20 protein-coding genes are annotated in these 23,572 nt (G+C 57.5%); 8 read left to right on the forward strand and 12 right to left on the reverse strand.

Features of this window, described 5'->3' with window-relative positions; genetic code table 11:
• Positions 1 to 105: 105 nt before the first annotated feature.
• A complete protein-coding gene (locus EOI86_RS00410; RefSeq protein WP_127763153.1) occupies positions 106 to 594 on the reverse strand; it encodes a helix-turn-helix domain-containing protein in 489 nt (162 codons plus the stop codon).
• A 505-nt stretch (positions 595 to 1,099) separates the two neighbouring features.
• Between EOI86_RS00410 and EOI86_RS00415 the strand changes: the two genes are divergently transcribed.
• The 3 genes from EOI86_RS00415 (at position 1,100) to EOI86_RS00425 (ending at position 3,377) form a co-directional block, all read left to right on the forward strand.
• Positions 1,100 to 1,609 carry a hypothetical protein gene (locus EOI86_RS00415; RefSeq protein WP_193555760.1) on the forward strand — a complete coding sequence of 170 codons (510 nt, stop codon included), beginning with the start codon at positions 1,100 to 1,102 and terminating at the stop codon, positions 1,607 to 1,609.
• A gap of 84 nt (positions 1,610 to 1,693) precedes the next feature.
• Entirely contained in the window at positions 1,694 to 2,533 is an 840-nt protein-coding gene (locus EOI86_RS00420) for a mechanosensitive ion channel family protein (RefSeq protein WP_127763155.1), read from the forward strand.
• Positions 2,534 to 2,663: 130 nt separating this feature from the next.
• Positions 2,664 to 3,377, forward strand: coding sequence for a DUF4126 domain-containing protein (locus EOI86_RS00425; RefSeq protein WP_127763157.1), 714 nt, complete (start codon positions 2,664 to 2,666; stop codon positions 3,375 to 3,377).
• A gap of 10 nt (positions 3,378 to 3,387) precedes the next feature.
• On the opposite strand, the gene EOI86_RS00430 is transcribed toward EOI86_RS00425, so the two are convergent.
• From EOI86_RS00430 to EOI86_RS00445, 4 genes are all read right to left on the reverse strand, one after another.
• Positions 3,388 to 4,143: an SDR family NAD(P)-dependent oxidoreductase gene (locus EOI86_RS00430; protein WP_127763159.1), complete on the reverse strand. Its 756-nt coding sequence runs from the start codon at positions 4,141 to 4,143 to the stop codon at positions 3,388 to 3,390.
• Between the two features lie 46 nt (positions 4,144 to 4,189).
• Positions 4,190 to 6,289, reverse strand: a complete 2,100-nt coding sequence (locus EOI86_RS00435) for a molybdopterin-containing oxidoreductase family protein (protein WP_127763161.1) — start codon at positions 6,287 to 6,289, stop codon at positions 4,190 to 4,192.
• Between the two features lie 62 nt (positions 6,290 to 6,351).
• Positions 6,352 to 7,857 (reverse strand): MDR family MFS transporter, encoded by a 1,506-nt coding sequence (locus EOI86_RS00440; protein WP_205032010.1) that lies wholly within the window; start codon positions 7,855 to 7,857, stop codon positions 6,352 to 6,354.
• Positions 7,858 to 7,894: 37 nt separating this feature from the next.
• A complete protein-coding gene (locus EOI86_RS00445) occupies positions 7,895 to 9,238 on the reverse strand; it encodes an amidase (RefSeq protein WP_127763164.1) in 1,344 nt (447 codons plus the stop codon).
• 594 nt (positions 9,239 to 9,832) lie between these two features.
• On the opposite strand from EOI86_RS00445, the gene EOI86_RS00450 reads away from it, so the two are divergent.
• On the forward strand, positions 9,833 to 10,144 hold the full coding sequence (locus tag EOI86_RS00450; protein ID WP_127763167.1) for a hypothetical protein: 312 nt from the start codon (positions 9,833 to 9,835) through the stop codon (positions 10,142 to 10,144).
• Between the two features lie 90 nt (positions 10,145 to 10,234).
• Here the strand turns inward: EOI86_RS00450 and EOI86_RS00455 are convergent, their stop codons facing one another.
• Positions 10,235 to 11,764, reverse strand: coding sequence for a UxaA family hydrolase (locus tag EOI86_RS00455; protein ID WP_127763169.1), 1,530 nt, complete (start codon positions 11,762 to 11,764; stop codon positions 10,235 to 10,237).
• Between the two features lie 125 nt (positions 11,765 to 11,889).
• On the opposite strand from EOI86_RS00455, the gene EOI86_RS00460 reads away from it, so the two are divergent.
• The 4 genes from EOI86_RS00460 to EOI86_RS00475 all read left to right on the forward strand — a co-directional run bounded on the left by EOI86_RS00460 (position 11,890) and on the right by EOI86_RS00475 (position 15,752).
• On the forward strand, positions 11,890 to 12,627 hold the full coding sequence (locus tag EOI86_RS00460) for an SDR family oxidoreductase (RefSeq protein ID WP_127763171.1): 738 nt from the start codon (positions 11,890 to 11,892) through the stop codon (positions 12,625 to 12,627).
• Between the two features lie 43 nt (positions 12,628 to 12,670).
• On the forward strand, positions 12,671 to 13,519 hold the full coding sequence (locus tag EOI86_RS00465; RefSeq protein ID WP_127763173.1) for a fumarylacetoacetate hydrolase family protein: 849 nt from the start codon (positions 12,671 to 12,673) through the stop codon (positions 13,517 to 13,519).
• 15 nt (positions 13,520 to 13,534) lie between these two features.
• A complete protein-coding gene (locus tag EOI86_RS00470; protein WP_127763175.1) occupies positions 13,535 to 14,815 on the forward strand; it encodes a hydroxymethylglutaryl-CoA reductase, degradative in 1,281 nt (426 codons plus the stop codon).
• A 76-nt stretch (positions 14,816 to 14,891) separates the two neighbouring features.
• Positions 14,892 to 15,752, forward strand: a complete 861-nt coding sequence (locus tag EOI86_RS00475; protein WP_275668584.1) for a DMT family transporter — start codon at positions 14,892 to 14,894, stop codon at positions 15,750 to 15,752.
• A gap of 91 nt (positions 15,753 to 15,843) precedes the next feature.
• Here the strand turns inward: EOI86_RS00475 and EOI86_RS00480 are convergent, their stop codons facing one another.
• The 6 genes from EOI86_RS00480 to EOI86_RS00505 all read right to left on the reverse strand — a co-directional run bounded on the left by EOI86_RS00480 (position 15,844) and on the right by EOI86_RS00505 (position 23,562).
• On the reverse strand, positions 15,844 to 16,047 hold the full coding sequence (locus tag EOI86_RS00480; protein WP_127763179.1) for a cold-shock protein: 204 nt from the start codon (positions 16,045 to 16,047) through the stop codon (positions 15,844 to 15,846).
• A 344-nt stretch (positions 16,048 to 16,391) separates the two neighbouring features.
• Positions 16,392 to 17,075, reverse strand: a complete 684-nt coding sequence (locus EOI86_RS00485) for a PEP-CTERM sorting domain-containing protein (protein WP_127763181.1) — start codon at positions 17,073 to 17,075, stop codon at positions 16,392 to 16,394.
• Positions 17,076 to 17,469: 394 nt separating this feature from the next.
• Positions 17,470 to 19,134, reverse strand: a complete 1,665-nt coding sequence (locus EOI86_RS00490) for an acetolactate synthase large subunit (RefSeq protein ID WP_127763183.1) — start codon at positions 19,132 to 19,134, stop codon at positions 17,470 to 17,472.
• 97 nt (positions 19,135 to 19,231) lie between these two features.
• Positions 19,232 to 20,626, reverse strand: a complete 1,395-nt coding sequence (locus tag EOI86_RS00495; RefSeq protein WP_127763185.1) for an aldehyde dehydrogenase family protein — start codon at positions 20,624 to 20,626, stop codon at positions 19,232 to 19,234.
• A 447-nt stretch (positions 20,627 to 21,073) separates the two neighbouring features.
• The gene (locus EOI86_RS00500) at positions 21,074 to 21,841 is read right to left on the reverse strand and encodes an alpha/beta fold hydrolase (protein WP_127763187.1); all 768 of its coding nucleotides are present in this window, start codon (positions 21,839 to 21,841) and stop codon (positions 21,074 to 21,076) included.
• Positions 21,842 to 21,969: 128 nt separating this feature from the next.
• Positions 21,970 to 23,562 (reverse strand): 5-guanidino-2-oxopentanoate decarboxylase, encoded by a 1,593-nt coding sequence (locus tag EOI86_RS00505; RefSeq protein WP_127763189.1) that lies wholly within the window; start codon positions 23,560 to 23,562, stop codon positions 21,970 to 21,972.
• Positions 23,563 to 23,572 lie beyond the last annotated feature (10 nt).

Genomic DNA, 23,572 nt, shown 5'->3' on the forward strand with positions numbered 1-23,572 from the left:
ATCGACAACCCGGCGGATAGCAATTTGTCACATCAAGAATGTCGCGAAAAGAAATTCCCCCCACGGGGCTATCCGCAGGGGGAATTTTCAAAAAACAGGTAAAACTTACTTGTCGGTGTCGACTTTGGCCTGGGCCTTAACAAGGTCGAAGACGCGTTTGCGAACCATCGGGTCCTTGATTTTGTAGTACGCCCGGGCGAGTTCCAGGGTTTCGCGCTTGGCCATGGGGTCCGGTTCAAAGTCAACTTCCGGAACCGGCTCTTCAGAAAGGCCGGCGCGAAGGCGTGGACTATTCCCAGCAACATCGGTCGGCATGTCTTCATAGAAAAATGTAATTGGCACATCCAAAACGTTGGAAAGGTCCCACAGGCGGGACGCTCCAACACGATTTGTGCCGCGTTCGTACTTTTGCACCTGTTGGAACGTCAGGCCGAGTGCTTCGCCAAGTTTCTGTTGGCTCATTCCCAGCATAATGCGGCGCATCCGCATTCTGGAACCGACATGAATATCGATCGGGTTGGGGACCCCCGGTCGTCCAGCCGGAATCGGTCCATCCGGTGCGTCATAAACAACTGGCTTGCTTCTTCTAGGCATTGATCAACAACTCCATCTGGAGGCAGGTAGGTTAGCTACTGTGTCATTCAAGAATGATACAATTCATAGAGAGCGCCGCAGGATAATAACATTGCTGACGCTCCCGGCATTGTCATTGCTAATCAGGCTTATATCAAGAGTCGTCGGTTTCGAACAGAAGCAAAAACCATTATACTAAAAGGCAAAAATATAGGTCGTAACAGTGATTTATCATCACGATTAGTATGGTAATACCCTGTGTTTCATTCGATAGTTCAATTTTCGAGTGTTGTCGCGGTGTTCCAATCCCGCATAAGAAAAAGTCAATTTCCAGCGAAAAATGGAAAATACTAAGCAAAACAGGATGAACCCAAAAGGTGAACTCGTAGCGGACCCATCCTACGGTACCTTCATGGGTAACAGGGGAATACTGCACGATGCCACTGGCGCTATCGGACACCGCCGATGGCGGCACAAAGCTTGGATCATTTGCCTGACAGAATTCAAGGGACGGAAACGGTCTGTCATGGCGCCAAATCGCTACACTGAGTTGTTTTTCATGGATGAAGCGACGGCGCTGGCCGCAGGGCACAGGCCCTGTGCGGAATGCCGGTACAGCGACTATGTCGAGTATCGCCGGGCGGTTGAACGCGCCGGCGGTTTGTTGGCATCGGAACGCGCGGCGACCCTCGACACTGAATTGCACGGTCAGAGGGTGTGGCCGCGCCAGTTCCGACTACGCACGTGGCAGTCTGCCCTGTCGGATTTGCCTGCCGGAACAATGATTGAACATGCGGGTCTGTGCATGCTTGTGGCTGGCCGATGGATTTTGGAATGGTCGTTCACCGGATACCGGATAGCGGCCGAGAAAAATACTTTCGGACCGAGCACGGTTACCGTCCTAACGCCCCAGACGACCGTGACGGCCCTGATTGGTGGCTACGAGCCGGCGGTGCATTGGTCCGCCGTCCTTGATGAGGCTGGGTTGAGAAGCGATCGAGCGGTCTTCTCCAAGCTTGTCGGACAAAAATATTAGTAATATTGAGCATAATCGGGTAAGAGCGCGCGGAGGCCGAAACTTGGGCCTTGTGCGGATAGCGAGAAGGGAGAGGTAAGGGCCATGGATCAGGAACAAATTACAGAAACCATAAATCACGTAATGGAACTGGCGACCGCCTATGGCCTGCAAGTGGTCGGTGCCATCATCATTTTGATCCTCGGCTGGATTGCCGCAGGGTGGGCCCGAAACGCCGCGGATAAAGGGCTCAGCAAAGTCCGGGGTATGGACGAAACGCTTCGGTATTTCCTTTCCACGCTCGTGCGTTATCTGGTTCTGGCCGTCACCATCGTCATGGTTTTGGAACGTTTCGGTGTCCAGACCGCCAGCCTGATCGCCGTCCTGGGTGCTGCGGGCCTCGCGATCGGCCTCGCCCTGCAGGGGACGCTCAGCAATCTCGCGGCCGGGGTCATGTTGCTGTTTTTCCGGCCCTTCAAGATCGGTGACTTCGTCGACGCCGCGGGTATTTCGGGGACGGTGAAGTTGATAAGCCTGTTCACGACGGAAATGGCGACGCCGGATAACGTCAAGATCATCGTGCCGAACAAGCAATTGTGGGACACTTCAATCAAGAACTTCAGCGCCAATGCGACGCGCCGAGTCGATTTCCTGTTGGGTATTGGCTATGGCGATGACATCGACAAGGCGTTTAAAGTGATCAAAGAAATCATCGAAAATGACGAGCGCTGCCATAAGGAGCCGGAATCGCAGATCGTTGTCGGTAATCTTGGCGATAGCTCGGTCGATATCATCGTGCGCGTCTGGTGTAAGGCCGACGATTATTGGGGGTTGAAGTTCGACCTGACCAAAGCGTTCAAACAGACCTTTGACAAGGAAGGGATCGAGATCCCTTTCCCGCAACGGGTCGTTCATATGGTTAAGGAAGGCGCCAACGACGCCTAAATTTCCCGCCTGACTGTTTTGCTTGGCCCCGGCCCCAGCGGTCGGGGCGCTTGCATCCCCACAGCGCCGGTCCCTAATTATAGGGTAACCGTTTGTTCCAAAACCGGCGTCGGAGTGGAGGACAACAACCATGGAAAGCTTGCAGATTCTTGCTTTGGCGCTTGGGGCGGCCTGGGCCAGCGGCATCAACCTTTATGCCACAGTAACCTTGCTGGGCGTGTTGAACATGGTCGGTGTCGTCCCCTTGCCGGACGAAATGCAAATCCTGTCCAACCCGCTTGTTCTGGCGGCCGCAGCGACCCTTTTTTTCGTGGAGTTCCTGGCTGATAAAATTCCTGCTGTGGATTCGCTTTGGGATGCGATTCATACCTTCATCCGTATTCCCGCCGGCGCATTGATGGCAGTCGGTGCCGCAGACGGGTTCGGCGGTGAGGTTATGGGTGAAGATCTGGAAACCATAGCCGCATTGGTAATGGGCGGGACCTTGGCCGCAAGCAGCCATCTTACCAAGGCGACAAGCAGAGCGGTGATCAACACCTCCCCAGAGCCGTTCAGTAATTGGTTCGCGTCGTTTTTTGAGGACTTCCTGGCGATCGGCGGCGTCTTGCTGGCCGTTTTCAACCCCTTGGTTTTCTTGGGGTTATTGGCCCTGTTTGTTTTGCTGGCCATCTGGCTCGTGCCGAAGTTGTGGCGCGTTTTGCGTTTCCTTCTTTCAAAACTGGGTATCGGTTCCCCGCCCAAAGAGGACATCGGGGCGGCGATTGCGCCGAACGGTCTTGTGATACGAGGAAGGCCCGCCATGGGGTCTAACGGCGGGCCTCCTGCAAAACTGGATGATCAATAAGACCGCCGAATTAGTATGTTGCGCGGCCCCCGCTTATATCGAACACGCCCGCGGTGGTGAATGAATTTTCAGCACTCGAAAGCCATGCCGCCATCGCCGCGATTTCCTCGACCAGGACGAAACGTTCACGCGGAATCTTGGACAGCATGAAATCGATATGTTGCTGGGTGATTTGGTCGAAGATTGCGGTCCGGGCTGCGGCCGGGGTGATGCAATTGACAGCGATATCGTGCTTCGCCAGTTCCTTGCCCAAGGACTTGGTGAAGCCGATGACGCCGGCCTTGGCAGCACTGTAACCCGACGCGTTCGGGTTTCCTTCCTTACCCGCGATGGAAGCGATGTTCACGATGCGCCCGTAATTCTGCTCGACCATCAATGGCGCGACTGCCTTGCAGCAATAGAAAACGGCGTTGAGGTCCAGATTGATGACCTTGTTCCATTCATCGACCGGATAGTCGAGAACCGGAACAGCCGGTCCCGCGATCCCGGCATTGCAGACGAGAATATCGATCCCGCCCATGCTGTCCCTGGTTTGGGTCACGGCGTCCATGACGGCGTCGGGGGTGGTGACATCTACCGCGCATCCGAAGGCCTTACCGTTCGCGGAAAGTTTGGAAACTGAAGCATCCATCAATGTCTCATCCCGGTCCCATAGCGTGACCGAGGCACCTGATGCGATGAACCGTTCGGCAATCGCATAGCCGATTCCCTGTGCGCCGCCCGTGATTACCGCAAGCTTGCCGTCTAAATCGATCTTGTTTCCCATTTCACTCCCTCAATGTTTTTGCGTTGAACCCGATCTATACGCTGTGTCAGGCCGGGCGTATCCAAATCCGATTGTCGTGATAGGCACAACCACCGTGTGGACCTGCAGGGTCCGAACCGGTCAGGAAGTTGATACCTTTGCCGTCCTCGAATGCTTGGTTCGGCCAAATGCTTTCGACGATGACGACGCCGTGTTGAACGCCGTCGAAAAGGTCCGCGTGAATGCGGACTTCCCCCCGATCATTGCCCAGTACGACTTTGTCGCCTTGCGCGATGCCCAAACGATTGGCGTCTTCCGGATGAATGAAAAGCTTCGGCTGTCCTTCTTTCTTCCGGGAGGTGTCGGTCTCCGTAAACGACGAGTTCAGATAGTTCCGCGCAGGCGCCGTGACCAACCGAAACGGCATTGCCTCAGTCGCTTCTTCGATGCTTTCCAAATGGTCCGGGAAGTCCGGCATGTTCGAGATGTCGCCACCAGGCGCAAAACGGTTATGCAAGGCGTGTGTCCAATCGGGATGGAATCGGAACTTTTTGTCCGGCGTCTTGAACCCATCGACATAATGGCTTTCGTCAAAAGCGGGTTGCACGTCAATCCATCGCTCGCGTTCCAAGGTTTGCAAATCTGGCCAGCCGCTGTTGATCATCGTCCAATCGATGATTTCCCGCGGTGTCATGTCGAAGCCGCGATGCTCCGCGCCGACCCGTTTGGCCAATCCGTTGATGACGTCGTGATTGCTTCGGCATTGGCCGGGCGGATCGATTAGTTTCGGACCGAACATGATATGCTGATGCCCGCCGCCCTGATAAAAATCGTCATGTTCCAGAAACATGGTGGCGGGCAGGACGATGTCCGCCATCTTGGCTGTTTGGGTCATGAATTGCTCATGTACGCACACGAACAGATCGTCGCGGGAAAATCCTTTGTGAACCTTCGTGGAATCCGCGGACACCATCATCGGATTTGTGTTCTGGGTCAGGATTGCAGTGACCGGCGGGCCGCCGAACAGCGCTTCCTTATCGCCCGTCAAAACTTCGCCGATGCGGGACATGTCCAGAACCCGGACACTTGGATCCAAGACGTCTGTGCCCTCGATCAGTGTCTTGTTCCAATGATAAATGCCACCGTTGTTGTGAAAGGCGCCGCCGCCCTTTAACGGCCATGCCCCAAGGACCGTCGCAATGGAGCACGCGGCGTGCATGTTCACGGAACCGTTCCGCTGGCGGGTAAAGCCATAACCTAACCGCAGGAATGATCGTTTGTTGTCGCCCAGCAGCTTAGCGAAGGATTCAATCTGTTCTACGGACAAGCCTGTGATTTCGCTTGCCCATTCCGGCGTGCGCGATTGCAGATGCGCTTCCAATCCTTTCGGGTCGTCGGCATAGCGGTTCATATAGTCCCAATCCGCTTTCCCGTCCCGGAACAGGATATGCATCACCGCACAGGCCAGTGCGCCGTCCGTCCCCGGGCGCAGAACGATCCCCATATCCGCCTGTTTGATCGTCGGTGTTTCGTAGACATCAATCACGACGATCTTCGCACCCCGTTCACGCCGGGCCTTCATGGCGTGGGTCATGACGTTGACTTGGGTGTGCACCGGGTTGGTGCCCCAGATCACTACGACATCGGCCTCGGCCATTTCGCGCGGGTCGGGTCCGGCCAGAAGGCCGGTTCCGGCGACGATGCCCGGCCATGCCAGGACGGTGCATATGGATCCGTACATGCCTGAATACTTCTTCGCGTGCCGCAGGCGGTTGATGCCGTCCCGCATCAGCAATCCCATTGTTCCGGCGAAGTAATAGGGCCAGACAGCTTCCGGGCCGTGTTCCTTTTCGGCGGCCAGGAAAGCGTCCGCCGTGCGGTCCAGCGCCTCGTCCCAGGAAATCGGCACGAATTGGTCCGACCCTTTTGGGCCGGTCCGGCGCATGGGCTGGGTTAGGCGGTCCGGATGGTGAATACGCTCGGCATAGCGGGCGACTTTGGCGCAGATGACGCCGTCTGTATAACTGTTGTCCTTGGCGCCATAGAGCCGGCCGATACGGTCAGCAGAAAGTACCTCAACCTTTAACGCGCAGGTGCTGGGACAATCATGCGGGCAGGCGCTGTATCCGAACCGGATGCCGTCCGAAGTTCCAACCTGTCCATCCATCTCCTATCTCCCGGTTCCGACATTTTCTTTGCGTCGGGCTATTTCTTTATCAAACATGTTGCCTATCGGCTTGCCCGCTTCATCCGAACCAAGAAGACGAAGGGGATAACGCAAACACACGCCAAGCTAAACAGATAGAACGCGTTTACATAACCGACCATCACCGCTTGCCTGCCAACTTCCCCGCTTATTGCCGCCAATCCCTCGGTTGAGTCGAAGGACCATCGCCCGGCAACAAAGGGCATGCCCAGGCGTTCATTAAAAGGCGATATTTGCTCGACCATTTCCGAATAATTCGTCTTACCCGTCCGTATGACGACCGCGAAACTGATCGAAATGAACACGCTGGAACCGAAGTTCCGCAGAAGATGGAAGATCGCCATGCCTTCGGGCAGCAGTTTTGGGTCCATCGTGGAGAATGTGATCAATGTGACGGGCACCCAAATAAGCCCGACCCCAAATCCCTGCAGGCAGCTAGTCCAAGCAACGTCGAAGGTTGTGACATTGACATCAAAGTTGGCCATGGCAAACCCAGCCAAGCCCTGGATTAGAAAGCCGGTAATCAGGATCGGGCGGGGATCCAGTTTGCTCAGATAGACCATCATGGCGAAGGCGACCAATGTGCCGATGCCGCGGGCGCCGAGAAGCCATCCAATGATTGAATCCGGATAGTCCTGGACCGTCTGCAACAGGGGCGGCAACAAGGTCATCGGGGTGAAATTCAGCATGCCGAAGACAAAGACGATCAACAGGCCCAGAACGTAGTTTCGATCCTTCAGTATCGCTATATTCAGAAAAGCTGTTCCCGGCTTCGCAGTGAGCGTGTGGGCGACGAAAAAGTACAAGGCCAGGCAGGAAAGACCTGCGATCGCGATAATCTCGGTGGAATTGAACCAATCGTTCCGTTCACCTCGGTCCAGCATCAGCTGCGCGGCGGCAACGGCAATAGAAAGGCTGATGAACCCGGTCCAATCCAGTTTGGTCGAAGGCCGGTCGCTGCGCGATTTAATCAAGGTGATGACGCCGGTAAAGGCGATGACCCCAAAGGGGATGATCATGAAAAAGACCCAGCGCCAGCTTAGCAGTTCGCTCAAATAGCCGCCGAGTGTCGGGGCTATGACCGGTCCCAGCACGACGCCGGTACCGTATATGGACGTCGCGAAACCGTGGTCTTTCTTTGGATAGGTTTCCAGAAGGATCGCTTGGCTCAACGGAACCAGCGGCGCGCCGAACGCTCCCTGTGCCGCGCGAAATAAAATAAGCGTTTCCAGATTCGGGGCGGCGCCGCACAGGAAGGAGGCGATTGTGAACCCACCGACGCCCCAGATCATTGTATTCCGGCGTCCGAACCGGCCGGTCAGCCACCCTGTCATGGGGGTAACGATAGCAGTGGCGACAATGTTGAAGGTCACCACCAGCGCAATCTGATCGGTCGTGGCGCTCAACGCCCCCTGCATTTGCGGCAAGGACACGTTGGCGATGGTGACCGTCATCGCATAAAGCATGGTTACGAAGGTCAATGTCACGAGGACAAGGGCGCGGTTAGGCGCGGCTTCTTCCTGTGGCATTGTTGAATCCGTTGCGGCCATGCTTGTACCCTTCGGCCTAACGTCCCTGCGCGAGTAAAGTTTCTACCGTTTTCGCGACGCGGAACAGTTTGGCGTCCCCGCCACGTTCCCCGGTCAGCATCAGACCGACCGGTGCATCGCCCGCCCTGTGGCACGGCAGGGAGATCGAACACCGATCCAGGAAATTCCAGAACGATGGGTTCCGCAGGCAGAGCAGGTTGAGTGGCCCATAGGCTTCATCATCATCCACCGCCGTGATTGCTGGCGGGACAATAGGGACTGTCGGGGTAATCACGGCGTCGAAAGGCACGGTGACCTTGTTCGCCGCTTGGATCAGCCGTTTGCGCTCCATCATTGTATCGATGTAGTCGGCGGCACCCTGTTCCGCCCCCTTAACGATCCGACCGCCGACCCTGGGGTCGTAATCCGCCCCTTTGGCCGCCAGCAATTCCTTGTGCCAGGCATAGGCCTCCGCCGCGGCGAACCCGCCCTTGGCGTTTGCCGCCGGTATGTCGCCCAGTTCGACGAACGGGATTTCGACGACAGTCACGCCGGCATCGCGCAATTGCGCTACGGTGAGTTCGAACGCACGCGCCACCGTATCGTCCAACCCATCCAGAACAAGGGTCTGCGGGATGGCGAAGGTCAAGGATTTCGAATCGATCGCATCGGGTGTCGCCGCGCCGTTGCCGGAAAGAATGCCGTCGACGATGCTGCAGCAATCGACCGACTGTCCCAGCGGGCCGGCGGAATCGAGGGAAAAGGAAAGTGGGAGGATGCCGTCCAATGGCACGCGATGGGCGGACGGTTTATAGCCTGTAATGCCGCAGAAGGCAGCGGGAATGCGGCACGATCCACCTGTATCCGTACCGAGTGTCACCGCGGCCATGCCGTCGGCGACCGACACCGCTGATCCGGAAGACGACCCACCGGGTATGCGGCCGGTTTCGCGGTCCCATGGACTGCGCGGTGTCCCGTAATGCGGATTGAGGCCAAGGCCGGAATAGGCGAACTCCGTCATGTTCGTCCGACCCATGAACACAAAACCGGCTTGTCTGCAGCGGGCAATCGTCGGGCAATCCTCTGCCTCTGGCGCGGCATCGCGCAGGACCTTCGATCCTGCCGCCGTCGTTTCGCCGCGCACGCCGTAAAGGTCCTTCACCGACATCGGAATGCCTGCATAGGCGGACACGGTGGTCCCTGCCTTACGCATGGCGTCGACCGCATCCGCCGTTGTTCGGGCGCTTTCGGTATGGACTGCAATGAATGCCCTGTTTCCTTCCGGGCTGGCTTCAATCGCGGCTAAGCACTCTTCAACCAGGGCGCGGCTTGTCGTCTTGCCGGTTGCCAGTTCCCTGGCCAAGTCCTGAAGCGGTTTCATCGACGATCCTCGGCTATTGCTGCGGTTGATCGGTATTATGCGGATGCCCTTCCGTGCGGAAAGGAGAAACCGGTACGGATTTGCCCTTTGTGACTTGGGGGGCGCTGTTATCAGGGCGGCGCAGCCCGCATTTCCGTGCCGTATTGGGGATTGTGCTCCCTTGCGGAAAAAACGATGTGACGGCTGTTCCGACCGAATGCGCGTTGTCTTGGGCGGCGTGTCCGGCACGGGCTTCACCAGTGAGGGCCGGATAGGTGTGCCTGTATCGAACCAAGTGTGGTGGATATGGACAGTGCCTTAGAGCCGCAAAACGCGACGTCAACAGACGTGGACAAAGTCGGGTTGGCTGCCAAGTTGAGCGTTTAAGGAAAAAAAGCGTTATTAAAATCAGCGGGATGGCGGAAGTTTGTACGAGGCTCTCGCGTTCAATGCGATGCGCCAGGATGTTGTATGTCAACGCCAGATATTGAATTGTGACCGGCCGGTCACTTTTCCTGTCTTCGATTGAACTAATGCGACTTGCGCGCGTATTGAGCGGTCATTACCGTCCCTTTTGAAGGAAACGCTTTTTCAATAATAAATAGGAGCGGCGATATGCGCGCCGTCATTCTTTGTATCGCGGGTTTGTTCTTCACCTTGCCAGCAAATGCCGGATCACTTGTGCCGGATAACACAGGCTATACTCAAAAAAATGAGGCGAAAGACCTCCAACTGCCTACGTTTTCAGACGGGTCGCAGGCCGATGCTTTGAGTTTTAACTCGATTGGGCAGGCCGGATCGGTGGAAATCTTCGATCTAGGTGGTAAATCCGCTAAGACGTCCGGTGGGGACTTGTTCCAAGGCTTGGAACAAAAGTTTGGTGGGGAAACGTCGATCCTTGGCGGCAAGACAAGCCAAACCGAGTAGCACCGTAAAGGCGTAGAGAGTTGTTGGATGACATCCGGCATGTAGGCCGGACGTCACCCTTTTCAGACGCGCTGCTTTTATTGCAGGTCTTCACATCACAGCGCCGATTTGCCAGGGGATGAATTCGTCGTCGCCGAAGCCGAGCGACTCGGATTTGGTCTGACTGCCGGAAGCCACTTCCAGGATACGGTTGAATATCTGCTCCCCCATCTCCGCGATGGTCGCGTCGCCATCCGTCACCTGACCGCAGTTGATGTCCATATCTTCGTCCATCCGTCGATACATGGCCGTATTGGTGGCAAGTTTCAGGCTGGGAGACGGTTTGCAGCCATAGACGGATCCGCGGCCGGTCGTGAAGCAGACGACATTCGCGCCGGAAGCGACCTGACCGGTGATGGAGCAGGGGTCGTAACCCGGACTGTCCATGAAGACGAAACCCTTTTCCCGAACAGGCTCTGCATATTTGTAGACGTCGGTCAGATTGGTTGTGCCGCCTTTTGCCGCTGCGCCCAGGGATTTTTCCAGAATGGTGGTCAGGCCGCCTTTTTTGTTGCCCGGGGATGGATTGTTGTCCATCGATCCACTGTTGATCCGGGTGTATTCCTCCCACCACTCGATACGGTCGACCAGCTTCTGTCCCACAGCTTCATTGACGGCGCGCCGAGTTAGCAGGTGCTCAGCACCGTAAATTTCCGGCGTTTCACTCAAGATGGCGGTGCCGCCATGCCGGACCAAAAGGTCCGCTGCTGCGCCGAGCGACGGATTGGCGGTGATCCCGGAATATGCATCGGACCCACCGCATTGCAGAGCAAGCGTCAGGTGACTTGCCGAGACGGTCTGTCGCGAATAAGCATTCGCGGCCGGCAGCATTTCCCGGATCATATCCACACCGCGGGCGACGGTTTTCCGGGTGCCGCCCGTATCCTGAATGGTCATGGTCTGGAACGTCGGGCCCGGCGTGATGTTGTAAGCGTCCAGAAGGAAGTCGATTTGATTGACCTCGCAGCCGAGTCCCACCATCAGAATACCGGCGAAGTTCGGATGCTGGGCGAAGCCCCATAGGACCCGCTGCAGGTTGGCATATCCCTCGCCGGAATTTGCCATGCCGCAACCCGTCGAATGGACGAAGGACACGACACCATCGATGTTCGGGTAGTTCGCCAATTCGTCCTTTGGAAAGGACTCGGCGATATAACGGGCAACCGTTGCGGAGCAATTCACGCTGGTAAGAATGCCGATATAGTTTCGCGTGCCGACCGAACCGTTCGGCCGCACGAATCCCTGGAAATTCGCAACAGCGTCACCGGTGAAATATTGCGTGGGGCGCATGTCTTCGCAAAAAGCGTAGTCGCGCGCGAAGCTACGGAATTCTGCGTTGTCGGTGTGCACATGCTCGCCGGCCGCAATGTCGCGCGTCGCGAAGGCGATGATTTGGTTGTATTTGCGGATCGCCTCGTCTTTCGCGATGGGCCGGGTGGCTACTTTATGACCGGCCGGGATATGTGCCGCGGTTGTCACGGCTTCGTTCGATATCTCGGTTTCTGGAAGGATATCCGCGCGCGCGACGACGACGTTGTCGACCTCGCTGAGGCGAATGGTCAATTGTTCCTTTCCGGCCATAATCTTTCTCCCTGAGAAGGCGTGAGCGTGCTTGGCGCACAGTTGTCTGACAACTATAGTAGCCCCCGCTCACCCCTCGAACAATCACATCCAAAGGAGGGGGACTTGTGACATAGGGGAGGAATATGGCCGGACGTCTTGCTGGAAAAAAATGCCTTATCACGGCGGCGGCGAATGGCATTGGCCGCGCCTCCGCGGAACTTTTCGCGGCGGAAGGTGGTCAGGTTATCGCCACTGACCTGAATGAACAGTCGCTCGCGGCACTGGCGGGTACGCCGAATATCGAAACCCGGGTTCTGGACGTTCTGAACGCAGATGCCATTTCGGCAATTGCGGAGGATCTGGGCGCAGTCGATGTGCTGTTCAATTGCGCAGGGTATGTCCATATGGGCGGAATTTTCGACTGCGACGACAAGGACTGGGATTTTTCCTTCGACCTGAATGTCAAAGCCATGTTCCACATGTGTAAAGCCTTCCTGCCGAAAATGGTCGAAGCGGGCGGTGGCAGCATCGTCAATATGTGCTCGGTCGCGGGTGCGGTGACAGGTGCGCCGAACCGTTTGGCGTACGGCGCCAGCAAGGGCGCCGTGCTGGGTTTGACCCGATCGCTCGCCGCGGATTTTGTGACGCAGGGCATTCGCGTTAACGCGATTTGTCCCGGCACGGTGGAAACGCCCAGTCTGCATGACCGGATCGAGCAATCGGGTGGTGAAACGGCGCGCCAAGCCTTCATCGCGCGTCAGCCCATGGGCCGGCTCGGTACAGCCGAAGAAATTGCGAACCTGGCGCTGTATCTGGCGTCGGACGAGTCGTCTTACACGACGGGTCAGCCATACATCGTCGACGGTGGTTGGTGCATCTAAGCACCGGGCACTCGAACATCACGTGCAAATTTAGGAGAAGAAAATGAAGCTGTTGCGCTTTGGGGAGGCCGGTTCCGAGAAGCCGGGCATGTTGGATGCGGATGGCAATATCCGTGATTTGTCGGGCGTAGTCGCCGATATCGACGGGGCGCTGTTCTCCGGCCCCGACATGGACAAGCTTCGGGCGATGGATCCCACCAGCCTGCCGCTTGTTGAGGGTAATCCGCGCATCGGGCCTTGTGTCGCGAATGTGCCGAAGTTCATTTGCGTCGGCCTCAATTATACCGACCATGCCGCGGAAACCGGGCAGCCGATGCCCTCGCACCCGCTTATTTTCGCCAAGGCGACCAGCGCGATCGTCGGTCCGGACGATGATGTCGTCATTCCGCGCGGTTCCGAAAAATCCGATTGGGAAGTTGAATTGGCCATCGTGATCGGCAAGAAAGCGTCCTATGTGTCGGAAGAGGAGGCGCTGGATTGCATTGCCGGGTATTGCATTGCGAACGACGTTTCCGAGCGGAGTTATCAATTCGACTATGCCGGCCAATGGACCAAAGGGAAGAGCTGCGACACCTTCGGGCCGATCGGGCCGTGGCTGGTGACGCCGGATGAAGTGGCCGACCCGCACGACCTGAAAATGTATTGCGCGATCAACGGTCACCGCTATCAGGACGGCAGCACGAACACGATGTTCTTCAAGGTTGCCCATCAGATCAGCCATATCAGTGAATTCATGACGCTTATGCCGGGTGACATCATCTCCACCGGCACACCCCCGGGCGTGGGCGCCGGACAAAACCCGCAGGTGTTCCTAAAGCCGGGTGACGTCATGGAATTGGGCATCGAAGGTCTCGGCACGCAGCGTCAAACCTGCGTCGCCTGGTCTCGTTAAAGGCCGGGGGAAATCGTGTCGGAAACCGGTTCCAGGATTGCAGGATTCCATTCCCTTTCGCCGCAAGAGCGGCTGGACGCCGTTACCCACCGCAGCGGTTTGGGTAACGAAGGGAAATCGCATTTGATCGAAGCGGGCGGGGCCTTGGTCGAGCTCGCCGATCATCTTTCGGAAAACGTCATCGGGACCATGAATGTCCCTTTGGGGGTTGCCACGAACCTCATTGTCGATGGGGAAGAAGTGTTGGTGCCGATGGCGACCGAGGAATCTTCGGTCATTGCCGCCGTCTGCAATGCGGCCAAGCAATGCCGAGATACCGGCGGGGTTACCGCAACTTGGACCGGTCCGCAGATGATTGCCCAAGTTCAGATTCTGAATTCCCCTGATCCGGAAGCGGCGAAACAGGCGTTGCTGGATCGGCGGGACGAGATCAAAGCGTCCTGCGACGCCTGCGACCCGATGCTGCTGAAACTGGGTGGCGGATTCCGGGACATTGAAGTTCGGGTATTGGACACTCGCATTGGTCCGATGGTGATCCTGCACCTGATCGTCGATACGCGTGACGCGATGGGGGCCAATGCCGTCAACACGATGGCGGAAAAGTTGGCACCGCATGTGGAGACTTGGACCGGCGGTAAGGTGAAGCTCCGCATCCTCTCAAATCTGGCGGATCGTCGTGTGGTCACCGTTCGCGGTGTCTGGCGGACGGAGACAATCGGCGGCGAGGATGTTCGGGACGGCATGATAGCCGCGTCGGCCTTTGCCGATGCAGATCCCTATCGTGCCGCGACCCATAATAAAGGCATCATGAACGGCATCAGCGCCGTCGTGTTGGCAACGGGCAACGACACGCGCGCAATCGAAGCCGGCGCGCATGCCTTTGCTTCCCGGTCGGGGCGTTATACGGCGCTCAGCACTTGGGACAAGACGCCGGAAGGCGACTTGGAAGGCGTCATGGAAATACCCATGGCGGTCGGCATCGTCGGCGGGGCCACCAAAGTTCACCCGACTGCGCAGGCCTGCCTCAAGATCATGGGCGTGTCCAATGCGGAACGCTTGGCTAAGGTCGCGGCCGCCGTAGGCTTGGTTCAGAATTTTTCCGCGCTGAAAGCGTTGGCCACAACGGGTATCCAGGCCGGGCATATGAGGCTTCATGCGCAGAACCTTGCCATCACTGTTGGCGCAACCGGCGACGAAATCGAAGCTGTTGCGGCCATAATCGTCGCCCGCGGCGAAATTCGTGAAGACGCCGCGCAGGCGGCTCTGGAACAGATCCGTTCCGGCCCCGGCAGCTAATCGTCGTTTATTTGTGACCGCGATTTCCAACGACACCTCGACGCAAACGCAGCATCCACTCCGTGCAGCCGGTTGGATGTTCGGCGCGTTGTTATCTTTCAGTACGTTGGCGGTTGCGGCCCGTAATGTTTCGGAGGAACTGGACACGTTCCAGCTTATGTTCTTCCGCAGTGTGATCATGCTGGCGATGGTCGTGTCCATTGGGATGCTGTCGCCCGGTGGACTGGGCCAATTCAGGACCAAGAATCTCAAAGGCCACCTGGCCAGGAATTGTGCCCACTTCGTCGGGCAGTTCGGCTGGTTCTTCGGTGTCGCGGCGATCCCGCTGGCCCAGGTTGTTGCCATCGAGTTCACAACACCCCTTTGGATTGGCGTTTTCGCACCATTCCTGTTGGGCGAGCGCATGACCCTGGTTCGCGGCTTGGTTCTTGTGGTGGGGTTCAGCGGGGTGTTGGTCGTGGTGCGCCCGTGGGAAGCGGAAATTCAGGCAGGCTCCGTCGCTGTCATGGTTGCCGCGGTTGGGTTCGCACTCTCTATGATCACAACCAAGCGGCTCACACGGTCCGACAGTGTTCTTTGCATTTTGTTTTATATGGGGTTGATGCAGGCCCCAATGGGCCTGTTGCCTGCGCTGTGGTCATGGGTTATGCCGGGGCCGGAGGTTTGGGCCTGGATGGTTCTGATCTCCACTTGCGGGATGTCGGCACATTTCTGCCTCGCCAAGGCCTTGTCCTCCGCCGATGCGCTGGTTGTCGCCCCTATGGATTATCTGCGCCTGCCGGTTTTCGCCTTGGTTGGTTATGTTTTCTTCGCCGAAACTGTGGGTATTGAGGTCGTCCTGGGGGGATTGGTGATCTTGATTAGCAATTGGCTGAACACGTGGTTGGAGGCGCGCCGGACCCGGCGGGCGAGAGCGGCTGCGGCGATTTCCTCTTAAGGCGGGTTTGGTGGGGGATGGTAAAATCAGTGCCCGAAATGCGTAGGGCCGCCCAAAGGGCGGCCCTAGCAAAAACTGTCAGAACGCAGAATTACAGCGCCTTCAAGTCAACCGCCTTCGGGCCGCGCGGTTCAGCTTTGATTTCAAAGCTGACCTTCTGACCTTCGTTCAGCGAGCTCATGCCGGCCTGTTCGACGGCGGAGATGTGGACGAAAACGTCTTTCGAACCGTCTTCGGGCTGAATGAAGCCGAAGCCTTTGGTCGTGTTGAAGAATTTTACCGTACCGGTAGCCATTGTTAGTACCCTTCACTGGTCTTTCATCGTAGTCACCCGCCGGACGGCTCGTCGCCCGGACGGGGTGCAACGCTTGGCATTCTGTGTGGGGAGTTGGTATCGCGCTGCGGCGCAACTACTCGTCCTGCGTCCTGCGGCAGCGATGTCACGTAAGCAGGTATGCGCCAGTCAGAAAAAAGACGCAAGAGAATTTGCTGAGAAGTTTTTGTTTCGTGGCAACCGGTTGAGCTCGCATGGCCGCTGAAAAACCGCAATTAGACTGTGATTTGATCAAGCAAAAGGGCGGTGCCTGGGTAGGTGTCGCCCTATTTTTTGTTGCCGGTGTGACTATTCTGAAACTTGCCCTAGGCAGATTGACGGTTCTTTCGCCAGCCCATGATGCCCAATAGACCGAAGCCGGCAGCCGCCAAGGGGAATGCCGCGGGAACCGGTATCGCCGTAACACCATAAACGATCAGGTTGCTCAACCCGGCATTGGCCTTGTTGCTGAGATTTGCGTATTCCTCATCCGACAACAACATGTCTGCGTAGTAGTCGAAGTCGTTGAAGCGCACTTCGTCTCCGGCTGCGAGGCCCGGCTCGATGAAGCTGAAGAAGACGGAATAGGTGCCAGCCTTGAAACTGAAGCCGACAACGCTCGAAGGATCCAAAAGCGTGTCGGATATGAACCAACGGTTCACGCCGTCTGTGGTGTTACCCGGGGCTACGCCGGTTTCGACCGTAACACGGCCATTGCTGGTAAGACCGCTATCCTGCTCAAAACGATCCCATTCAACGACCGAAACGCCGAAAAGATCTTCATAGGTGCTGGTGACCGTGTCTTCCCCGCTGTTGCCGATCAGGACGGCGGAAGCGATGCATTTGCTCTTCTTGCCTTTGCTCTGACAAGCGATCTCAACCTGATTGAAATCCAATACACCCGGGCCGATTGTCGCGGCGTGAACCGGCGCGCTCAAAGTGGCCGCAAAGACCACAGCAGTCGCAACAGAGACACCCGACACAAAATTTCGAACAGCAGACAAAACCATTAAAACTGAATCCTCAGGCGTAAAGGGCGGTTAAAATGCGAGCCACGAGCCAGCCATATTCCAGTCCTTACCGAAATTAGGTTTCGGTGAACTTAACTTTGCGCATATGAGGGGGGTCGCATGTGGTCGTCAACCAGGCTGCTGGCCAATCGTGTGAACTGACGTTCACAAAGACAATGGGTGGCGTTCAAATGTTAACCAGACCGATATCCGTTGTAAAAAACACGCTAATGTTGGCGGTGATTTAATCGTGCACGCCGCAGTGATATTGGCCAAGTCAGCGCTGGAAATATTTATTAGAAACAGTGCCTTGTAAGAAAAAGCCGACCCGCGCGAAGCGGGCCGGCTGGGATTGCAGTCTATTCTCCGTGCCGTACTTACGGCACGGCGTGAATCAGATTTGGACTTGGACGTTGCCGAGTCGCTCGGTCAGTTTCATGTTTTCGGCATAGTCGACCGGAACGGCGATCAAGGCAGGGCCATCCTGTTTGAAGGCCTCTTCCAACGCCGGCAAGACACCGTCGGCTGACGTAACCTGCGTTCCCCACATGCCAAAACTCTTCGCCAGCATGGCGAAATCCGGATTGGTGAATTCAAGGTCGGAATGGCGACCGTTGAAACCGTTCTGCTGTTTCCACTTGATCAAGCCGTATTCGCCATCGCACCAAACCATGGCAACGATATTCAGCTTCTTGCGCACAGCGGTTTCCAGATCCTGCACGTTCATCATAAAGCCGGCATCGCCGCTAATGGACAACACCTTGCGGTCCGGGAAGGCCATCTTGGCGCCGATCGACCCCGGCATGGCGAAGCCCATCGTGCAGAAACCATTGGAGATCAGACAGGTATTGGGAACTTCGCACTGATAGTAGCGTGAAATCCACATCTTATGGGCGCCGACGTCACTCAACAGAATGTCGTCCGGCCCCATGAATTCACGCACGTCGTGAAGGATCTTCTGCGGTTTCACGGGGAAGCCCGTATCGTCCTTTTCCGCCTGGAAGTCGTTCCACATCGTGTCGCGCAACTCCTTGCGCATGCCGATATCGAACAGCGGCAGCTTACCGGCGAAACGGTCGTTTACCGCCTCGTTCAGTTGCCACAAGGAGTCGGCCAGGTCGCCAACAACTTCCACGTCTGCCGGATAGTCGCGATCCACTTCGGCCGGCCAGAAGTCGATATGGATGATTTTTTTGTTTTCTTTTTGGGTCCGGTTCCAGGCGCTCGGTCCGTATTCGACCAAATCGTAGCCGCAGGAAATAACCAGATCGGCGTCGTCGAAGGCGAGGTTGTTATAATCGCCGCTGCCGAGGCCCATGGTGAACAGGCAATGCTCGTCATGCATCGGAACTGCACCCTTGCCCATGAAGGTATTCACCACGCCAATGCCCAGCTTTTGCGCCAAGCGTTGCAACTGCTGCGCCGCTCTTTTCCGGATGGCGCCGTTGCCGGCCAAGATGATCGGCTTTTTCGCTTCCGCGATCATATCGACCGCGGCGGAAACCGCCTTGTGATCTGCGGCCGGGCGGCGGACTTTCGTCGCCGGCATCGGCTTGTGATCAACCTCTTCCTTGGCGACATCTTCCGGAAGTTCGATGACGCAGACGCCGGGTTTTTCCTGCTCGGCGATCTTGAAGGCTTTGCGAACCACTTCCGTGATGTTTTTGCCGTCGACAATGGACTGGGCCCATTTACTGATCGGCCGACACATGGCGATCGAGTCCATGTTCTGGTGGCTTTCCTTGTGCAGCCGCTTGGTCGATCCCTGACCGATGATCGCCACGACCGGCGCGCGGTCCATATTGGCATCGGCAAGGCCGGTCACAAGGTTGGTTACGCCCGGGCCCAATGTTGCAAGGCAAACGCCGGCTTTGCCGGTCAAGCGGCCATACGCGTCGGCCATGAAGGCCGCGGCCTGCTCATGGCGGCACAGAACGAATTCGATCTTGCTGTCGAGCAGCGAGATCATCATATCGGCGTTTTCTTCACCGGGAACGCCGTAGATGCGCTCTACCCCTTCGGCTTCCAGACATTTTACGAATAGATCAGATGCTTTCATGGTTTCCCCCATGGCTGGTATTGCTGTTTGGCGTTTTTTGTTGGCGGTTTTGCCGACTAGCGCGCCGCCGGTTATCGGTAATTCAACTGGCCACCGATCAGATCGCACTCGACCGCATGACCATCATTTTCTCCGTCTGCATTTCATGGATGGTGAAGGGAATGCCTCCAACGCCATGACCCGATTGGCGGGCACCGGCAAATGGCATCCAATCAACCCGGAAGGCGGTGTGGTCGTTGACCATGATCGCCGTGCCATCCAGATGCTTGTAGGCATATAGGGCAGTATCCAGGTTCTGGGTAAAGACCGCCGCCTGGAAGGCGACGGGCAGGGAGTTCGCTTGGGCCAATGCGTCATCCATATTGTCGTATGAATAGACGCAAATTACCGGTCCGAAGATCTCCATTTGTGAGACCCGGACATCCGGTGGCGGATTCAGAAGGATCGTTGGCTGGATCAGGCTGTCGGAAAGGCGTTCGCCCCCGCAAACAAGTTTAGCGCCGCCGTCCACGGCTTCCTTGATCCATTCTTCTATCCGGTCCGCTTCGGATTTCTTGATGATTGGACCCACTTCCGTGTCGGGCAGAGTCGGATCGCCGACCTTCATTTTCAGCGCCAACTCGGCCAATCCATCGGCCAAGTCACCTGCCACGGTGGCATCTGCGAAGACCCGTTGAACGGATACACAGACTTGGCCGGCATGGTATAGGCCACCTTTGGCGAGAAGCGGTAGTGAAGCTGCCATGTCGGCATCCTTGGCGTAAATCACCGGTGCGGCGCCGCCGTGTTCAAGCGCGCAACGGGCGCCGGGCGCCAGTTGGGAGCGCAGGCTCCAACCCACTTTCCCTGACCCGATGAAGCTGAAAAACGCCACCCGGGCATCTGTCACCAACGACGTCGAAATCTCCCGGTTCTCCGGCACGACGACCTGGCACCATTCTTCGGGCAAGCCTGCTTCGCGTAGGATGTCCACGAAATTGAAGCACGAAATCGGCGTGGCCTCGGCCGGTTTCACGATGACCGGGCAGCCGGTTGCCACGGCGGGCGCCACTTGGTGAACAATCAAGTTGAAAGGGTGGTTGAAGGCACTGACCGCGACGACAACGCCGATCGGCTCAAATTGCGTAAAGGCCATGCGCCCAACCGATGCAGCGTTCACACCCATCGGGATGACGTTGCCGCCTTCCGCGCGGATCACTTCGATGCAATTCTCGACACCGTCTGCGGCACGGTCGATCTCAACCAGCGAATCCGGCAGGGGTTTGCCGCCTTCGCGGGCCGCCTGTAGCGCTAGATCTTCGCGCCGTTCTTTGATGATTTCGGCCGTCTTGCGAAGAATTTCGAGACGTTTGTGCTTAGGAATCCAACTCGACCGGTCGCGGTAGAGGCCGTAGGCGGTCGCCAGCGCCTTTTCCACCGTGTTTGCGTCCGCCGCTGGAACATTCTGGATGAATGCGCCATCGAACGGCGCGGTTACTGCCTTTTCGGCCATGAGTTTCTCCCCTTCACGGTGCCGATAACACGCCCGCCATCGCGGAAACGGGCGGAATTCAACGGTTCCCGGCTTATTAGACGTTGCCGGTGGTACCATCCTACAGTATTTGACGGAACTGTGTAGCCCTTGGCGGCCACTCCGATCCTTTGACCAGACGAATTCTCATTGGATCGGCAATGGGTTGTCTGTGCGAAGGCTCACAACTGGTGCAGATTCCAACGCGCCCGTTCACTTCCTTTCCGATCGCGTTGAAGCTCAGTCCAGAAGAAGCTGGCGTCGGACAATTCCTTTGAAGTGACGATTGAGATGCGGGGCAGATGCCTGGGTCTTCACTTTCAGCGAACGGCACCGATCTGCCGGAAAAGGCATGATGAGCTGGATCGCCTGCTTGCAGCCAGTACGCCGGTAGTCATACGCCAAAGGCTGATGGAGCTGACTTGGGTTCTAAGTCGCAACGAGAAAGGCAGCAATTTCGTTCGCGATGATTTCAGGGTTTTCAAACAGACCCTTGCGGCCATTCTCCCGCCAGACACGTTCCGTTGCGTTGGGCAGATGCGCGGCAAGCCATTCCACAGCGATCTGGTCGCGTGGATGGGATGCCTCGCCGGTCATTAACAAGGCATCGATTTCAAGTGCGGATAGTGTCGCAACGTTGATCGCGGGCGGCGCGGGCAGCACGGGTTCTGGGATGCGTATCGGAAGCGATTTCTTTGTATCTGCGGGGTCGCGAAAAAAATCGGCCTCGATGCTGCTGCCTTCTGCAATGTGGTTCAAAATCTCGCTGATGCGGGGATCGAATAGCGTGAGGGACCGGAACAGGTTCGGAGCTTGAAGGACAGCGCGCAAGGCAATGTCGCCACCCTCTAACCAACCCAGCACGTGGATAGGGGAGCCGGATTCACGAGTTAGGGCTTGGGCCAATGCGATAAAATCGGCGGCAGGTGTTTTTCTTGGGCATCGGTGTTTGAGAACGCGTTGGCGGTCTTCGGCGTCGAGCCACAGGGAATGGGCGTCGAAACGGTGATTTGTGACTAAGAGTCGCCAAATCGGGTCCCATGCAAGTCGATCTTCCGGGGTGCCGCATATGGCAAGGATGGGCCTTTCCCGGTCGGTGGCGCTGCTTTGCAGGGCACGCTCAGTTGCGGTCAAAGACTCGGTCTTGTGAACACGCGGTCTGCCAAAAGCCATTTTCGCAGCGATATCTGCAAACATTTCGATCCTCCCAGGATGGACATGCCAAACGCTCCTGATCCCATGGAGCGGGGATGCAAGAGGCGGCATGAACCTTAAGGCAGCCTGAAGAGTGATCGTGCCTATACAGGCAATCTGATGACCCGTTGTCAGCCGAGAACGGCGCGTGTCACCTCGATGATGGTCGGTCCGTCGGCATCAAGTGCTCCGGCGCAAGCGCGTTCCAGCGATTGTATATCGTCCGGCCGGGCATAGCCGCAGCCATAGGATTGCGCGAGCAGGCCGAAATCTGGATTGATCTGTTCCACCGCGACCGGTGTGAATTCCGCGTCGATCATGCCCTGGCGGATTTCACCCAACGCGTTGTTGTTCCAAATGATGATCGGCAGCGGCAGTTTGTTTTCGACCGCGGTCGCCAATTCGTTATGCGTGAATTGGAATCCGTAATCGCCGGATAGCACCGCGACCGGCTTGCCGGGGCGGCCGAAACAGGCGCCGATTCCCGCCGGCAGGGCGTAGCCCAAGGTGCCGAACCCGACCGGATGCAGCCAAAGTCCCGGCTCGCTTAGCGGAAAGACCTCGTTGCCGCTATAGGCGATGCGGGTCATGTCCGTGGCGATGGCCGTATCCTCCGGCAGCGCCCGGCGGATGGCATCCAGAACAGTACGGTGCCGGGCGCGGGCCTCGGTGTCGCGGCTACGAACTGCCTTGCGCAGGGCGACCAGATCGTGTTGCGGCGCTTTGCGGTTCCCGTCCATCAACAGGGAGGGCAGCGCTTCGTTGATCGCCGCGATGGTCTTGCGGGCGTCGGCACGGATCGGCAGGCCGGCGCCGTAGTCGTCGGCCAGTTCCGCCGGGTCCAGGTCGACGCGGATGATGAAGCCGGGCAGATCGATTTCGCCATCCCAGAAATCGGGCGAAGCGAATTCGGTGCCGACGGCCAGCACCACATCCGCTTGGGCGGTGAGCGCGCGGACATCCGGGTCCGCGATCATCGAGCCGGCGAATAGGGGGTGGCCGTTGGAGACGACGCCCTTGCCGGCAATGGTGGTGATGACCGGGGCGCCGAGTGCTTCGGCAAGCGCCGTCACTTCCGCAGCGGCTCCGACCGCACCGCCGCCGACGATGACGACAGGCGATTTCGCCGTTGCCAAACGCTGCGCCGCGTCATCGACGGCATCCGGGTCAGGGGCGGCAGAGGCGGGCGCCGGTTTGGCGGTCCAGGTGCCGGGGACTTGTTCGCCGAAAACGTCGATTGGAATTTCAATATGGATCGGCCGGGGCCGAGCGGTCGCAAAATCGGCAAAGGCCTTGGCGACCAGGCCGGGTATGGCGTCCTGACCCGGGGCGGTCGCGCTCCAAGCGGTCACGGTTGCGGTGGCGGCGCGTTGATCCTTCATCTCGTGGAGGCGGCCGCGGGCCATGTTGATATCGTCCCGCGCCAAGACGCCGGAGAAAACCAGCATGGGCACGGAATCGGAATAGGCCTGCCCCATCGGGGTCATGGCGTTCATCACGCCGGGGCCGGTGATCAGGAAACAGACACCGGGCTTGCCGCTGACCCGGGCATAGCCGTCCGCCATGAAGGCCGCGCCTTGTTCGTGCCTGACCAGAACATGGCGCACTGGCGTTTGTGTCAAACCCCGATAGAGCTCGATCGTGTGGACACCCGGAATGCCGAAAATGGTATCGACGCCGTATTGTTCCAGCAGACGCACCAAGGCCTGGCCGACATTCTGCATACCCTTACCC

This window comes from Hwanghaeella grinnelliae (assembly GCF_004005845.1).
Lineage (GTDB): Bacteria > Pseudomonadota > Alphaproteobacteria > UBA8366 > Aestuariispiraceae > Hwanghaeella > Hwanghaeella grinnelliae.

Excerpts from the sequence above, each read along its gene's own strand:
- EOI86_RS00455 (WP_127763169.1), bottom strand. The coding sequence starts at position 11,764 with ATGGCCGGAAAGGAACAATTGACCATTCGCCTCAGCGAGGTCGACAAC.
- EOI86_RS00485 (WP_127763181.1), bottom strand. The coding sequence starts at position 17,075 with ATGGTTTTGTCTGCTGTTCGAAATTTTGTGTCGGGTGTCTCTGTTGCG.
- EOI86_RS00495 (WP_127763185.1), bottom strand. The coding sequence starts at position 20,626 with ATGGCCGAAAAGGCAGTAACCGCGCCGTTCGATGGCGCATTCATCCAG.
- EOI86_RS00460 (WP_127763171.1), top strand. The coding sequence starts at position 11,890 with ATGGCCGGACGTCTTGCTGGAAAAAAATGCCTTATCACGGCGGCGGCG.
- EOI86_RS00465 (WP_127763173.1), top strand. The coding sequence starts at position 12,671 with ATGAAGCTGTTGCGCTTTGGGGAGGCCGGTTCCGAGAAGCCGGGCATG.
- EOI86_RS00475 (WP_275668584.1), top strand. The coding sequence starts at position 14,892 with ATGTTCGGCGCGTTGTTATCTTTCAGTACGTTGGCGGTTGCGGCCCGT.
- EOI86_RS00410 (WP_127763153.1), bottom strand. The coding sequence starts at position 594 with ATGCCTAGAAGAAGCAAGCCAGTTGTTTATGACGCACCGGATGGACCG.
- EOI86_RS00415 (WP_193555760.1), top strand. The coding sequence starts at position 1,100 with ATGGCGCCAAATCGCTACACTGAGTTGTTTTTCATGGATGAAGCGACG.
- EOI86_RS00420 (WP_127763155.1), top strand. The coding sequence starts at position 1,694 with ATGGATCAGGAACAAATTACAGAAACCATAAATCACGTAATGGAACTG.
- EOI86_RS00450 (WP_127763167.1), top strand. The coding sequence starts at position 9,833 with ATGCGCGCCGTCATTCTTTGTATCGCGGGTTTGTTCTTCACCTTGCCA.
- EOI86_RS00505 (WP_127763189.1), bottom strand. The coding sequence starts at position 23,562 with ATGCAGAATGTCGGCCAGGCCTTGGTGCGTCTGCTGGAACAATACGGC.
- EOI86_RS00430 (WP_127763159.1), bottom strand. The coding sequence starts at position 4,143 with ATGGGAAACAAGATCGATTTAGACGGCAAGCTTGCGGTAATCACGGGC.
- EOI86_RS00445 (WP_127763164.1), bottom strand. The coding sequence starts at position 9,238 with ATGAAACCGCTTCAGGACTTGGCCAGGGAACTGGCAACCGGCAAGACG.
- EOI86_RS00440 (WP_205032010.1), bottom strand. The coding sequence starts at position 7,857 with ATGCCACAGGAAGAAGCCGCGCCTAACCGCGCCCTTGTCCTCGTGACA.
- EOI86_RS00490 (WP_127763183.1), bottom strand. The coding sequence starts at position 19,134 with ATGAAAGCATCTGATCTATTCGTAAAATGTCTGGAAGCCGAAGGGGTA.
- EOI86_RS00435 (WP_127763161.1), bottom strand. The coding sequence starts at position 6,289 with ATGGATGGACAGGTTGGAACTTCGGACGGCATCCGGTTCGGATACAGC.
- EOI86_RS00425 (WP_127763157.1), top strand. The coding sequence starts at position 2,664 with ATGGAAAGCTTGCAGATTCTTGCTTTGGCGCTTGGGGCGGCCTGGGCC.
- EOI86_RS00480 (WP_127763179.1), bottom strand. The coding sequence starts at position 16,047 with ATGGCTACCGGTACGGTAAAATTCTTCAACACGACCAAAGGCTTCGGC.
- EOI86_RS00500 (WP_127763187.1), bottom strand. The coding sequence starts at position 21,841 with ATGTTTGCAGATATCGCTGCGAAAATGGCTTTTGGCAGACCGCGTGTT.